The sequence below is a fragment of the Anaerocolumna cellulosilytica genome (assembly GCF_014218335.1).
In the GTDB taxonomy this organism is placed as follows: Bacteria; Bacillota; Clostridia; order Lachnospirales; family Lachnospiraceae; genus Anaerocolumna; species Anaerocolumna cellulosilytica.
In genome coordinates this window covers 2,866,384-2,879,641 of record NZ_AP023367.1, presented here as the reverse complement: position 1 = coordinate 2,879,641, position 13,258 = coordinate 2,866,384, and the positions used below count along the sequence as shown (strand labels likewise).

The window sequence follows — 13,258 nt, the reverse complement described above, 5'->3', positions numbered from 1 at the left end:
AGAGGGAACAGATATAAATCAAAGTATACATGGCCGTAACTACAAGACAAGTTACATTGTATATGCCAGAATAAGGGAGAGGTGATGGCAGATGATTCGTATTATAGATAATACTTTAACCGGATTTGATGGAAACCTGCCATCAAAGGAAGAATTGCAAAGATTTTGTAAGTTGCTATTTACTATAGGTGTAGATGCTGTGGAGTTATCCATGGCAGCTTATGAAAAATTGGAAAAATTGCCGGAAGAAGGGAATTATATCCTTCAAATTGATTATGTGGATGATATGCGTAAATATCCGGGATTTTATCGATATACCTGTCGTTTTGAGCAGAACATGGAACACATGATACATGAAGTACAAATAAATGATGCCAGAGAAATTGTCAGGTTAAGAGCTTTACAGCACTGTAAAGAAATACGTATAATTGGTCTTGATGATTTAATGTCTGGGACGTATGAAAAAAGTATGCATGAAATAAAGAAGTTATTACCAAATAGCAGAATAAATTTATGCCCTGAGAATACCTTCCATTGTGCAAGTGCATTGGCAGTGCAATGGCTCCTTCAGTGTGGAAGTGATGTTACCACAAGCTTTGCGGGATTAAAAAACAATGCTGCAACAGAAGAAATTATAATGGCCTTGCGACTGGCTGTTAGACATAAGCCCAATCGGGATTTAACAATATTTCCTGATTTAACCAGATTGTTTGAAGCTATCTCAGGGAGTAGAATTAGTAATAAAAAACCTGTTATTGGCCGGGATATTTTTAAGGTGGAAGCAGGAATTCATGCAGATGGAATCCTTAAAAATCCTGCTACTTATGAAGCGTACGCACCAAGCTGTGTGGGAGGCAGGTCTGAGCTGGTAATCGGAAAACATTCGGGAACTAAAGCCATTAAATTAAAATTGGGGGAGCTTCAATTAAACATACCAACAGAAGAAACCGTAATGAAATTATTAGAAGCGGTCAAGGATATTTGTACCGAGTACCGGTCAAGCCTTAAAGATGATGAATTTGCAAGACTTGCTGCTGAGGTGATTGCCCATGAAAGAAACTAAATATATCGTTGATACTACCTTGCGGGATGGGGAACAGAGCCCGGGTATTGCTTTGCGGATGGAAGACAAGGTAAAAATTGCCAAGATGCTGGATGAAATCGGTGTCTATGAAATAGAAGCAGGCGTTCCTTGTGTCAGTCAAAAGGAATCAGACAGTATTCAGGAAATAATTAACAATACAAAAAAATCTAAAATATCAGTGTGGAGCAGAATGAATACCGCAGATGTAAAGCAATCCATACTTTGTAAGCCTCATATTCTGCATATTGGCACTCCCGTATCATATATACAGATATACAGTAAGCTTAAAAAGAACAAAGCCTGGGTACAAAAAAATGTTTTGGACTGCGTTGAAATTGCAAAGAATAATGGAATTGATGTAACCGTTGGCTTAGAGGATGCATCCCGATCAGATATTGGGTTTATATTAAGTCTAATCAAGGATTTGAAAAAAGCAGGTGTAGATATTATCCGTATTGCGGATACGGTAGGCATTCTGACCCCTTCCAGAACAAAAGAGATTATAGAAACCATAAAGGCATATTCAGATATTGAGATAGAAATGCATATACATAATGATTTAGGAATGGCTGTGGCTAATTCTCTTGTTGGGGCAAAAGCAGGTGCATCATATATTGATTGTACCTTATTTGGAATTGGAGAGAGGACAGGTAATTGTAACTTTTATGATTTTGTGCATGCCAGTGAATCCATATATCAATTTGCCATGAACAAAAAGCAAATCCGGCGAATTGAAGACGAATGCTATCCCCTCTTAAAAGGGGCATTATAAATGTTTACCAAACCCCTGAAATATAGTAGAAAAAGGCAGGATGAGAGCTTTAAGATTTTCCTGTCTTTTTAGTAAGGTATGCGAATACATAGTTGTATTCTGTATATAACATAAGCAATTGTAATAGATTTCATTCTAATTTAAAATTAAAAATATAGCATATTAGTGGAACCCATGTCTATCTATAATCGTCTAATCAATGTAAAGCTATAAGAACTTATTTTTACACATAGACAGAACATAGATTAGAAAGCAGGGGTATTTGATATGATCCGAAAAAAAATAGTCAAAACCATTATACTGGCCATGTGCCTGTCCTTATTATCTGCCGGAGGAGCTTTAGCAGAAACAAAAGATTTAGCAGGTATAGTGGCTGATAAAAGCATAAAGGCTCAGGTGATAGATGAGTCACTGGTACAACTGGCAGGTGAAGACAAGATGCAAATAGGTGAAGATGCGGAAGTTGAATTAATGGCTACATCTGGTATGCTTGAGGAAGCAAAGTTTTATAAAACAACTTTCTCTGTTAAGGATACTTATGATACAAAGAACAGTGGCACTCTTCCTGTCGTGATAGTTGGAATTGGTGGTGTTGTCGTATTACTGTTAGCTATAGTTTATGTTGCTGAGCGAAAGAAGAATGTTGACTAAAGGTAGTATTCGTATCCTAAGAAGTATGACAGACATAATTCCTAATTGTTTGACAGCAGACAGTAGTGAATAATACAGTTTAAAGGATATTTTGCGGTGGTTATAAAGCAGCAAAATATCCTTTTTTATTTGTCTAAGAATTCGATTCCTTGATTTAGAATAATTTTTAATATATTTTCATCCTAAAAGGTTACATTTTTCGACAGTTATTAATATATTAATAATGCAATGAAACATTTTCGGAAGAGATATCCGGATATTAGCATTGCAAATCCAGTATCGGCTTTCTATCTGTTTCATTGAAATAATAATAGAGGATGATGAGAATGAAAAGAGTCGGTAAAACTGATGTGAAACTGTCAAAGGTGAAAGTAGGATTGATTCCTTATACGATACAAAAGATTTATCAAGAAGCCAATGAAATACCTGAAGGTGTGCAGCTTATCAATGCACCTTCCTTGTGGGAAGAAGGAAAAAAAGGAGAAGGAGTTGTAGTGGCTGTCTTGGATACCGGAGCTCAGACTACACATCCTGAATTGAAAAACAGAATTATTGGCGGAAGAAATTTTACGTCGGATTATAGTGGTAATGTTGATAACTATAATGATAATAATGGTCATGGAACCCACGTAGCCGGTACAATTGCAGCAGCTGAGGATAATGCAGGTGTCTTAGGTGTAGCTCCTCTTGTAAAATTATTGGTGCTAAAGGTTTTAAAAAAAGATGGCGGCGGCACTTATCAGGGTATTATTGATGCAATTAATTATGCCATTACCTGGAGAGGTGCTAATGGCGAAAAAGTAAGAGTTATTTCTATGTCATTAGGTGGAAAGGCGGATGTTCCTGAGCTTCATGCAGCTGTAATCCGAGCAGTAAATAACAATATTTTAGTTGTTTGTGCAGCAGGTAATGAAGGTGATGGGAAGCATACCACGGATGAATATAGTTATCCGGGTGCTTATGTAGAAGCAATATCAGTGGGTGCCGTCGATTTGAACAAGAAATTGGCACCTTACAGTAATTCTAATGAAAATGTAGATCTTTTAGCTCCAGGCAGCAATATTTTATCAACTTATTTAAACGGCAAATATGCAAGATTATCAGGTACGTCTATGGCAACACCGCATGTATCTGGTGCTTTGGCATTAATCATTAATAAAGAAGAAAAGGCTTTTGGAAGAACCTTATCAGAAGCAGAATTATATGCCCAGCTTATAAGAAGAACCGTTTCCTTAGGCTTTAACAAAAAAAATGAAGGGAATGGACTTTTAGATTTAAGTAAAGAATAAAAGCAGAAATTAATAAAAATTCCTGCTTTTATCTTGTGTCTCATTCGTTATTCAGTTTTTAAGAGTACTTTTGTAGCAAAACTTAATTACCAATTACTTCGGGAATTTAAATCATCATGACACAAAGCCAGTCCAACTTAACCATCTCCTAATATTGTTGGTGATTTAGCTGCTTTCATTTGCAACCGAGACAAATTACAAATTTCCATTTTCATCTTAAGTGGATTACAATTATGAATTCAAACTATAAATTTGAATTTATAATATGAACTCTTCTTTTGTATCCGAGAATAGTATGTGCAGTCACATGTTTTATATTCGGATAGAATGAAAGAAATTTTTGGTAATTAGTATTGGTCAGCACTTGTAACAGTTATATTGGCGGTTACTATAATCTCTTTCATGCAAATAACTTCAATAAGTCAAATATAGACATGACAAAAGCAGGGTTTAAACCCTGCTTTGTCATGTGTGCCTCTTTTTTAATGAAGTCAGTATAAATACTGATTTCTTGCTGTTATGAGACAATAACGGCAATTTCTTTTTTATTTGAACGGATACTTTTGTGAAACTAAATTCAGATTTCAAATTTTAATTCAAAATGATTTTGTTCCTGTATCCATTCATTATTATGACCATAAGTGTAAAATAAATTCGTAGTTCAGATGGTAATATTAGGCTTATTAAGCTTGTATTTTACAACCAACCTTTTCTATACTGTTTTCTATTACCTCTGCCGATATAGTATCCTTACAGCCTACTTCTATGGTGCTTCTACCAAGATCCACATTAACATTCTGAACACCTTCAATATTATTTAAAGCATTTTTAACCTGTGTTTTAATCTGTTCATTGAGCAATCCGGAAACATTATAGTGTAAACGATTCATGCTATAACTCCTTTCGATAATCTGAGTCAGTAGTAGCGGCGGCTGAATTTAAATAAATACAGCTGTATTAGTATTTGCAATATGGTTTACTATAATTAGAGAAAGTTTAAGGAAATTGAGCATACTATTATTACACAAATAAAAAGTAATTCTGTGTAATTTTATTACAAATAAGGTCTGTAGTTTGGTATTGTAAATCAATTTCAGATATTATATAATAAAAACACATCATGTTACTTAAACATTATTAAAAAATGCATTATTTTAATAAAATATAAGAAGAAAGCCCTAGAAAATTTTATATGGGTGAGAATTTGATTAAACTATGAATATCTCACAAAAAACAATGTTCCATACTAAAACAATGCATATTATTTTGTACAAAATTAACAAAGTGGTTAAGGGAAAATTATATGTAATTATTTATTTATTTTTATTAAGAAAAGATTATTAAAAACGTAATAATTGCAGTTAGAATTATTACCAAACTCTAGAGCAGACTATTTATTTTGTTGAAAAATGTTGTAAAATGGTTTATAATGGCTGAGTAACTAAAAAACGCCATTATCTCAAAATCGGAGGTGAAAAAATGGCAAAAGAAACAGTACAGGCTGTACGCCAGGCAGAAGAAAAAGCTGCTCAAATTGAAAAAGAGGCGTTAGCTAAAGGAGAGATGATTATTCAGAATGCAAGAGAGGAAGCTAAAAATATACAATCCTCTATGAGCAAACAAGTTCTTTCCAAAGCAGAACAAGATTTAAAAGATGTACAGCTTCAAGGCAATAAATTAATGGAAGCAGCGGTACAAAAAGCAGAAAAAGAAATTATTCTGTTAAAAGAAGTAGCAAAAAGCAAAGAACAGGCAGCAATTGACCTGGTTCTTACAGAAGTGATTTAATAATATAACATAAGGAGGTGTTTGTAATATGGCAGTGCTGCAAATGCAGCGAATTTGTATATGTGCACTTAAGGAGAATCGAAAACCTATTCTGGAATTATTACAACGCCAGGGAGTCATTGAAATATGTGACATCATGCCGGAGGATAGTGTATTCAAAAAATCCAATGTAAGCGTAGCAGAAAACCTGTTATTAAAGAATGTAGCGGCAGCTAAGGATGCTTTAGTGGTATTAGATACTTATGCCCCTGAAAAGAAATCAATGCTTTCATCCTTAAATGGCAGAGCTGAAGTGATGGTACAGTCGTATGATACATTTACTGAAAAGTATAGTGCAGTTGTGCATACAGTAAACCGTATACTGGCTCTTGTAAAAAGTGTTGCTGAAAATAAAGCTGAAATAATAAAGCTTGAATCACAGGCTGAAATGCTATCCCCTTGGAGTACACTTGATATACCGCTTAATTTTAACGGTACAAAGTCAACAGGTAGTTTTATTGGTACTTTACCAGGTGCCTGGACATTAGAAATGATTTATGAGTCCTTGGCTGATTTGACTCCTATCAACGTGGAAATTATCAGTGATTCCAAAGAGCAGACTTGTATTTTTGTACTTTGTACAAAAGATAAGTTAGATTTCGTATCAGAATCATTAAGAGCTATTGGTTTCTCCTATCCAAATTCAACTGTAGATAAGAAAACAGCGGAGCAATTAAAAAATATTGAAACGCAGATTAATGTATTAAAGAAAGATATTACAATAGCGCAAGAAGAAATTATATCTTATGTAAAGGACAGGAATGATATTCGCTTTTTAGAAGATTATGAAACAATGCGAACCGAGAAATATGAAGTTATCAGTCATTTGCTTCAGTCCAAAAAAGTATTTATTTTAACCGGATACATTCCAAAAGTTGAAGCTGAGAATATAACAAACCTCTTAAACAGTAAGTTTGAACTTTCCATTGAGTTAGAAGAACCCCAAGAAGATGAAGATGTTCCGGTTTTACTTAAAAACAATAGTTTTAGTAACCCTTTAGAAGGAACTGTTGAAGCCTTTAGTCCTCCGGGAAAAGGTGATATAGACCCTACTTTTATAATGTCTTTATTTTATTATTTACTCTTTGGTCTTATGCTTTCAGATGCGGGATATGGAGCTTTAATGGCACTAGGATGTGCCTTTGCATTACTTAAGTTCCGTTCAAGGATGGAAGAGGGCATGAAGAAAACCCTTAGAATGTATTTGTTTTGTGGGATCTCCACTGTTTTCTGGGGTGTTATGTTTGGAAGTTATTTTGGCGACCTGCTAGATGTGGTGACTGAAAATTTCTTTGGAAACAAAATAACAATACCACCTCTATGGTTTATACCTGTAAATGAGCCAATGCGTATGCTTGTTTTTTCCATGCTTCTAGGTATTATTCATCTTTTTGCAGGACTTATTATTAAGCTTTATCTTTGTATCAAGAAAAAAGATATTCAGGGAGCTGTTTATGATGTAATTTTCTGGTTGGTGTTATTGACCAGTTCCATTTTTATGTTATTAACAACACAGATGATTGGTGATATATTCTCAATTCGTTTGGAACTTCCAGCAGCGGTTACTTCAGTATTAAGCTGGCTGGCAATCATTTCAGCTGCTGGTATTGTATTAACTAATGGCAGAGAATCCAAAAACCCCTTTAAACGTTTCTTAAAAGGGGCATATGCACTATATGGCATCTCTGGATATTTGAGTGATGTTTTATCTTATTCAAGGCTTCTAGCACTTGGACTTGCAACAGGCGTAATCTGTAATGTAATTAATAAAATGGCTGGAATGGCGTCGGGTGGTCCGGTTGGCATCATCTTTTTTATTCTCATTGTTGTGGTTGGACATACAATGAATTTAGGAATCAACGCTTTAGGAGCCTATGTGCATACAAATCGTTTGCAATATGTGGAATTTTTTGGTAAGTTTTATGATGGTGGCGGGCGTATGTTCAAAGCATTCAGTGCTAAAACAAAATATTTTAAATTCAAGGAGAACACTACAAATGGAAATGTTTAATAACTTAGGAATTGTATTTGCATTATTAGGAGCAGCATTAGCTGCACTTTTAGCGGGAGCTGGTTCAGCTGTTGCTGTTGGTATGGGTGGACAGGCAGCCGCCGGTGTTGTAACCGAAGATCCTGCAAAATTTGGTAAAGTTTTAATTCTACAACTTCTTCCAGGTACGCAAGGTATCTACGGTCTGTTAATTGCTTTCATTACCTTATCTCAAATTGGTGTTTTAGGCGGCAGCAGCGATATTTCAGGAGCAAAAGGTTTATTATATTTAGCAGCGTGTCTCCCTATGGCTTTAGTTGGTTACTTTTCAGCAATTGCACAGGCAAAAGCTGCGGTATCTAGTATCGGTATTGTAGCAAAAAAACCGGAACAATTCGGTAAATCAATGATTTTCCCAGCCATGGTTGAAACGTATGCTATCTTTGCATTACTAATTTCCATGCTTGCTGTAAACGGAGTGTCCGCATTAAACATTTAACAGTTAGGAGAGTTAAACAATGACTGGATTAGAAAAGATACTTAAGCATATCGAGGAGGATGCTGTTTCCGCTGCCGATAAGATAGTGGCAGAGGCAAACATAAAAGCCGCCGAGATATTGGCAGAAGCCCAGACAGAAGGCGAAAAAAGGTGTGCCGAGATTGCAGAGCGCTCTAAACTGGAAGTTCAGTCATGTTTAAGCCGTGCAGAATCTGCTGCGAGACTTCATGAAAAGAAGTTGATATTAAGCACGAAACAGGAAATCATAGGTGATGTAATAGCCAAAGCCAAGGAATCACTTATAAAATTACCGGATAAAGAATATTTTAATATTCTTCTTAAAATGGTTCAAAAACATGCATTGGCTCAAACAGGGCAGATACTCTTTTCTCCTGATGATAAAAAACGTCTTCCGAATGATTTTTCCCAAGCAATAGAAGACTGCCTTAAAGGTGTAGATGGTGCTGCTTTAAGCCTCTCTGAAGATACCAGAAATGTTAATGGTGGTTTTGTTCTGGTATATGGTGAAGTAGAAATTAACTGTTCCTTTGATGCTTTATTTGCCTCTGCCAGAGAAGACCTGCAGGATAAGGTATGCCAGATACTATTCATTTAGTATTAGCAGATAGAAAGGAATGGTGATGAGCATGGCTGATAACCAATTTATTTACGCGGTAGCACGAATAAGAACCAAGGAACTTTCTCTGCTGGATAATTTGTTTTTTGATCAGCTTTTAGCTTGCAAAAGCTATCAGGATTGTCTGCGTCTTCTTGCTGAAAAAGGATGGGGCAGAACAGGGGAGGAAACGGCTGAAGAGTTTCTGACAGCAGAGCGGGAAAAAACTTGGGAGATTATGAGAGAACTGGTAGAAGATATGTCTGTTTTTGATACCTTTTTACTAGGGAATGACTATCATAATTTAAAGGCAGCTATTAAAACAGTGTATTTAAACCAGGAGGTTCCTGGAATATTCGTTACCCGCGGCACAATTGATACGGAACTAATAGTAAAAGCTGCAAGAGAGCATGATTTTGCTTTACTGCCGGAGGAAATGAGGGAGATTGCACAGGAAGCGTATCAAGTATTATTCCATACCGGTGACAGTCAATTATGTGATATTATTATTGATAAGGCCTCTTTAGAGGCCATATATCGGAGTGGAAAAGCTTCCGGTAATGACTTATTGTTAACCTATTCTGAATTAAAGGTAGCTGCTGCTGATATTAATATTGCTATACGCGGTGCTAAAACCGGGAAGAAAAAAGATTTTTTTCTGCGTGCATTGGCGCAATGCAGTACACTTGATGTAGAACGCCTATCTGAGGCGGCATTGAAAGGACCGGAGGCTATCTATGAATACTTGGATAATACTTCCTATTATGAAGCAGTGCAAGCTATTAAAGAATCTCCCTCCAGTTTTGAAAAATGGTGTGATGATAAACTAATACAGCAAATTAAACCTCAAAAATACAACTCTTTTTCCTTATCGCCATTGGCGGCCTATGTATTGGCTAAAGAAAATGAAATTAAATCTGTTCGGATTGTGTTGTCTGGAAAATTAAATAATCTTTCAGAGGGTTCAGTTCGGGAAAGGTTAAGGGAGATGTATGTATAAGATTGCAGTGTTAGGAGACAGAGACAGCATATACGGCTTTGCTGCATTAGGTCTAGATATATATCCGATTCGTGAGGATGAGGATGCCGCAAAGAAATTGAAATCTCTGGCAGATGGGCGGTATGCAGTTATCTATATTACTGAAGCTTTACAGGCCAGATTAGATACAGAACTTGACCGGTACAGGTCGCTTAAACTGCCGGCTATTATACCGATACCAGGTGTTTCAGGAAATACAGGTATGGGAATGCAAAGTGTCAAGAAGTCAGTTGAACAGGCAGTTGGTTCTGATATCATATTTAATGGCAATTAAGTTATAGCCCATAAATAATTAAAATAAAAAGCAGGAGAAAAAGCAAAATGAGTAAAGGCACTATAAAAAAAGTTGCCGGTCCTTTGGTAATAGCTGAGGGGATGCGTGATGCCAATATGTTTGACGTAGTTCGTGTTAGTGAACAGAGATTAATTGGCGAGATTATTGAAATTCATGGCGATCAGGCATCTATTCAGGTTTATGAAGAAACCTCCGGCTTAGGACCGGGTGAACCGGTGGAATCAACAGGAGCACCATTAAGTGTTGAACTTGGACCAGGATTAATCGGAAGCATATTCGATGGTATACAAAGACCCCTTGTTGATATAATGGAAGCAACGGGTAATAGCTTAACCCGTGGTGTTGAAATTCCGTCTCTTGGAAGAACAAAAAAATGGCATTTTATTCCGGCAGTTGCCGTTGGAGACACCATTGAACCAGGAGATATTATTGGTACAGTAAATGAAACAGAAATTGTACTGCATAAAATTATGATTCCGAAAGGAATTAATGGTACAGTAAAATCTATAACAGAAGGTGATTTCACCGTAGAAGAAACGGTCGCTATCGTTACGGATAATAATGGCAATGACATTCGTGTGACGATGCTTCATAAATGGCCGGTACGTGTCGGAAGGCCTTATAAAGAAAAATTACCTCCGGCTATGCCGCTAGTGACAGGTCAGAGGGTAATCGATACACTCTTTCCCATTGCAAAGGGTGGTGTTGCCTCAGTTCCCGGACCATTTGGCAGTGGAAAGACCGTTGTACAGCATCAGCTGGCTAAGTGGGCGGAAGCAGATATTGTAGTTTACATTGGTTGTGGAGAACGCGGTAATGAAATGACCGATGTTTTAAATGAATTTCCTGAATTAAAAGATCCGAAGACAGGTCATTCCTTAATGGAACGTACTGTTTTAATTGCTAATACTTCTGATATGCCGGTTGCAGCTCGAGAAGCATCCATTTATGTAGGTATAACAATTGCAGAATACTTCCGTGATATGGGTTATTCCGTAGCACTGATGGCGGATTCTACATCCCGTTGGGCAGAGGCACTACGTGAAATGTCCGGTCGTTTAGAAGAAATGCCTGGTGAAGAAGGATATCCTGCTTATCTTGGAAGCCGTCTTGCACAATTTTATGAAAGAGCTGGAAGAGTAGTATCTCTTGGAAAAGAAGGCAGAGAAGGTTATCTCTCAGCTATCGGAGCAGTATCTCCTCCGGGCGGAGATATATCAGAACCGGTATCTCAGGCTACACTTCGTATTGTAAAGGTATTCTGGGGACTGGATGCTAATTTGGCTTACCGCAGACATTTCCCGGCTATTAATTGGCTAACAAGTTATTCTTTATATGTAGATAATATGGGAAAGTGGTTTACTCAAAAAGTTAATGATAGCTGGATGAGTAATCGTACACGTATTATGCGTCTGCTTCATGAAGAATCGGAATTGGAAGAAATTGTTAAATTGGTTGGTATGGACGCCTTGTCAGCACCAGATCGAATTAAACTTGAAGCTGCACGTTCTATCCGCGAAGACTTTTTGCATCAGGATGCATTCCACGAAGTGGATACGTACACGCCGCTGGTAAAACAATTCAAAATGATGGAATTGATGCTGCATTACTTTGATTATGCCACAGAAGCTCTGGGCAAGGGTGCAGATGTAGAAGAACTTGTAAAACTGCCGATACGTGAAAAAATCGGTCGTTTTAAATACATTACTGATGACAAAGTAGATAAAGAATATGATGACATTATAACAGCACTTAGCAGAGAAATAGAAGCAGTGATTAGGAAGGAGGAAGCCTAATGCCAAAGGAATATAGATCTATTCAAGAGGTTGCAGGTCCTCTTATGCTTGTACAAGGCGTTGAAAACGTTACGTACAACGAACTTGCAGAAATTGAGCTTGTAAATGGCGAAAAACGCCGTTGTAAAGTTCTTGAAATAGATAAGGGTAATGCCTTGGTTCAGCTGTTTGAAAGTTCAACCGGTATAAACTTATCCAATAGTAAGGTAAGATTCTTAGGCAGAACCATGGAGCTTGGTGTATCTGATGACATGTTAAGCCGTGTTTTTGATGGTTTAGGTCGCCCAATTGATAATGGTCCTGACATACTTCCGGAAAAACGTATGGATATTAATGGATTACCAATGAATCCCGCAGCAAGAAACTACCCACAGGAGTTTATCCAGACTGGTGTTTCTGCGATTGATGGATTAAATACTTTAGTTCGAGGTCAGAAACTTCCTATCTTTTCTGCCAGTGGTCTTCCACATGCAGAACTTGCAGCTCAGATAGCACGTCAGGCTAAAGTTAGAGGAACGAGTGAACCTTTTGCCGTTGTATTTGCAGCTATGGGTATTACTTTTGAAGAAGCTAACTTCTTTACGGAAAGCTTCCGTCAGACCGGTGCCATTGACCGTACAGTAATGTTTGTAAACCTGGCTAATGACCCTGCGGTTGAACGTATTGCAACACCTCGTATGGCACTTACAGCAGCTGAATATCTGGCTTTTGAAAAGGATATGCATGTGCTTGTCATACTTACGGACATTACAAATTATGCGGATTCTCTTCGTGAAATTTCTGCTGCACGTAAAGAAGTACCCGGACGTCGTGGCTATCCTGGCTATATGTATACCGATTTAGCTTCTATGTATGAAAGGGCAGGCCGTCAAAAGGGCAAGGCCGGAAGTATCACAATGATTCCTATATTAACCATGCCTGAAGATGATAAAACCCACCCTATACCGGATTTAACTGGATATATTACAGAGGGTCAGATTATTTTAGGCCGAGAATTATTCCGGCAAAGTGTAACACCTCCCATTGATGTGTTACCTTCCCTGTCTCGTCTTAAGGACAAAGGTATCGGTGCTGGTAAGACACGTGCTGACCATGCAAATACCATGAATCAGCTATTTGCTGCTTATGCAAGAGGTAAGGAAGCAAAAGAATTAATGGTAGTTCTTGGAGAAGCAGCATTAACAGATATTGACAAATTGTATGCACAATTCGCAGATGCCTTTGAACAGGAATATGTCTCTCAGGGTTATACCACTAACCGTGATATCGAAGAAACCTTAAATCTTGGTTGGAAGCTATTATCCATACTTCCCAGAACCGAACTTAAGAGAATTAAAGACGAGTTCCTCGACGAATATTATGGAAAACAATAGTAATAGATTCCGTGTGGCTATCCAGTC

General features: G+C 37.3%; 13 protein-coding genes. 12 read left to right on the top strand and 1 reads right to left on the bottom strand.

The features are described 5' to 3' along the window. Positions 1 to 91 precede the first annotated feature (91 nt). The 4 genes from acsn021_RS11780 to acsn021_RS11765 all read left to right on the top strand — a co-directional run bounded on the left by acsn021_RS11780 (position 92) and on the right by acsn021_RS11765 (position 3,796). Complete coding sequence (locus tag acsn021_RS11780) at positions 92 to 1,063, top strand: homocitrate synthase/isopropylmalate synthase family protein (protein ID WP_184089153.1); 972 nt, start codon at positions 92 to 94, stop codon at positions 1,061 to 1,063. Continuing rightward, positions 1,050 to 1,856: a beta/alpha barrel domain-containing protein gene (locus tag acsn021_RS11775; protein ID WP_184089156.1), complete on the top strand. Its 807-nt coding sequence runs from the start codon at positions 1,050 to 1,052 to the stop codon at positions 1,854 to 1,856. The genes acsn021_RS11780 and acsn021_RS11775 overlap by 14 nt, the downstream gene beginning before the upstream one ends. A gap of 267 nt (positions 1,857 to 2,123) precedes the next feature. Then, positions 2,124 to 2,507, top strand: coding sequence for a hypothetical protein (locus acsn021_RS11770; RefSeq protein ID WP_184089159.1), 384 nt, complete (start codon positions 2,124 to 2,126; stop codon positions 2,505 to 2,507). Between the two features lie 326 nt (positions 2,508 to 2,833). Then, entirely contained in the window at positions 2,834 to 3,796 is a 963-nt protein-coding gene (locus acsn021_RS11765; RefSeq protein WP_184089162.1) for a S8 family peptidase, read from the top strand. A gap of 683 nt (positions 3,797 to 4,479) precedes the next feature. Here the strand turns inward: acsn021_RS11765 and acsn021_RS11760 are convergent. Further along, positions 4,480 to 4,686, bottom strand: a complete 207-nt coding sequence (locus acsn021_RS11760; RefSeq protein ID WP_184089165.1) for a heavy-metal-associated domain-containing protein — start codon at positions 4,684 to 4,686, stop codon at positions 4,480 to 4,482. A gap of 589 nt (positions 4,687 to 5,275) precedes the next feature. Here acsn021_RS11760 and acsn021_RS11755 point away from each other — a divergent pair. The 8 genes from acsn021_RS11755 to acsn021_RS11720 are packed head-to-tail and all read left to right on the top strand — an operon-like array spanning position 5,276 to position 13,231. Beyond that, complete coding sequence (locus acsn021_RS11755; RefSeq protein ID WP_184089168.1) at positions 5,276 to 5,584, top strand: hypothetical protein; 309 nt, start codon at positions 5,276 to 5,278, stop codon at positions 5,582 to 5,584. Positions 5,585 to 5,612: 28 nt separating this feature from the next. Continuing rightward, a complete protein-coding gene (locus acsn021_RS11750) occupies positions 5,613 to 7,634 on the top strand; it encodes a V-type ATP synthase subunit I (RefSeq protein WP_184089171.1) in 2,022 nt (673 codons plus the stop codon). Beyond that, positions 7,621 to 8,112 carry a V-type ATP synthase subunit K gene (locus acsn021_RS11745; RefSeq protein WP_184089174.1) on the top strand — a complete coding sequence of 164 codons (492 nt, stop codon included), beginning with the start codon at positions 7,621 to 7,623 and terminating at the stop codon, positions 8,110 to 8,112. The genes acsn021_RS11750 and acsn021_RS11745 overlap by 14 nt, the downstream gene beginning before the upstream one ends. Before the next feature lie 19 nt (positions 8,113 to 8,131). Beyond that, the gene (locus acsn021_RS11740; RefSeq protein ID WP_184089178.1) at positions 8,132 to 8,728 is read left to right on the top strand and encodes a V-type ATP synthase subunit E; all 597 of its coding nucleotides are present in this window, start codon (positions 8,132 to 8,134) and stop codon (positions 8,726 to 8,728) included. Positions 8,729 to 8,759: 31 nt separating this feature from the next. Then, a complete protein-coding gene (locus acsn021_RS11735) occupies positions 8,760 to 9,728 on the top strand; it encodes a V-type ATPase subunit (RefSeq protein ID WP_184089181.1) in 969 nt (322 codons plus the stop codon). Further along, positions 9,721 to 10,041, top strand: a complete 321-nt coding sequence (locus acsn021_RS11730; protein ID WP_184089184.1) for a V-type ATP synthase subunit F — start codon at positions 9,721 to 9,723, stop codon at positions 10,039 to 10,041. Before acsn021_RS11735 ends, acsn021_RS11730 begins: the two co-directional genes overlap by 8 nt. 47 nt (positions 10,042 to 10,088) lie before the next feature. After that, the gene (locus tag acsn021_RS11725) at positions 10,089 to 11,858 is read left to right on the top strand and encodes a V-type ATP synthase subunit A (RefSeq protein ID WP_184089187.1); all 1,770 of its coding nucleotides are present in this window, start codon (positions 10,089 to 10,091) and stop codon (positions 11,856 to 11,858) included. Then, positions 11,858 to 13,231 (top strand): V-type ATP synthase subunit B, encoded by a 1,374-nt coding sequence (locus acsn021_RS11720; protein ID WP_184089190.1) that lies wholly within the window; start codon positions 11,858 to 11,860, stop codon positions 13,229 to 13,231. The genes acsn021_RS11725 and acsn021_RS11720 overlap by 1 nt, the downstream gene beginning before the upstream one ends. Positions 13,232 to 13,258 lie beyond the last annotated feature (27 nt).

What these genes read in the sequence shown, in the direction of transcription:
- acsn021_RS11780 (WP_184089153.1), top strand. Translation starts at nt 92, where the DNA reads ATGATTCGTATTATAGATAATACTTTAACCGGATTTGATGGAAACCTG.
- acsn021_RS11775 (WP_184089156.1), top strand. Translation starts at nt 1,050, where the DNA reads ATGAAAGAAACTAAATATATCGTTGATACTACCTTGCGGGATGGGGAA.
- acsn021_RS11770 (WP_184089159.1), top strand. Translation starts at nt 2,124, where the DNA reads ATGATCCGAAAAAAAATAGTCAAAACCATTATACTGGCCATGTGCCTG.
- acsn021_RS11765 (WP_184089162.1), top strand. Translation starts at nt 2,834, where the DNA reads ATGAAAAGAGTCGGTAAAACTGATGTGAAACTGTCAAAGGTGAAAGTA.
- acsn021_RS11760 (WP_184089165.1), bottom strand. Translation starts at nt 4,686, where the DNA reads ATGAATCGTTTACACTATAATGTTTCCGGATTGCTCAATGAACAGATT.
- acsn021_RS11755 (WP_184089168.1), top strand. Translation starts at nt 5,276, where the DNA reads ATGGCAAAAGAAACAGTACAGGCTGTACGCCAGGCAGAAGAAAAAGCT.
- acsn021_RS11750 (WP_184089171.1), top strand. Translation starts at nt 5,613, where the DNA reads ATGGCAGTGCTGCAAATGCAGCGAATTTGTATATGTGCACTTAAGGAG.
- acsn021_RS11745 (WP_184089174.1), top strand. Translation starts at nt 7,621, where the DNA reads ATGGAAATGTTTAATAACTTAGGAATTGTATTTGCATTATTAGGAGCA.
- acsn021_RS11740 (WP_184089178.1), top strand. Translation starts at nt 8,132, where the DNA reads ATGACTGGATTAGAAAAGATACTTAAGCATATCGAGGAGGATGCTGTT.
- acsn021_RS11735 (WP_184089181.1), top strand. Translation starts at nt 8,760, where the DNA reads ATGGCTGATAACCAATTTATTTACGCGGTAGCACGAATAAGAACCAAG.
- acsn021_RS11730 (WP_184089184.1), top strand. Translation starts at nt 9,721, where the DNA reads ATGTATAAGATTGCAGTGTTAGGAGACAGAGACAGCATATACGGCTTT.
- acsn021_RS11725 (WP_184089187.1), top strand. Translation starts at nt 10,089, where the DNA reads ATGAGTAAAGGCACTATAAAAAAAGTTGCCGGTCCTTTGGTAATAGCT.
- acsn021_RS11720 (WP_184089190.1), top strand. Translation starts at nt 11,858, where the DNA reads ATGCCAAAGGAATATAGATCTATTCAAGAGGTTGCAGGTCCTCTTATG.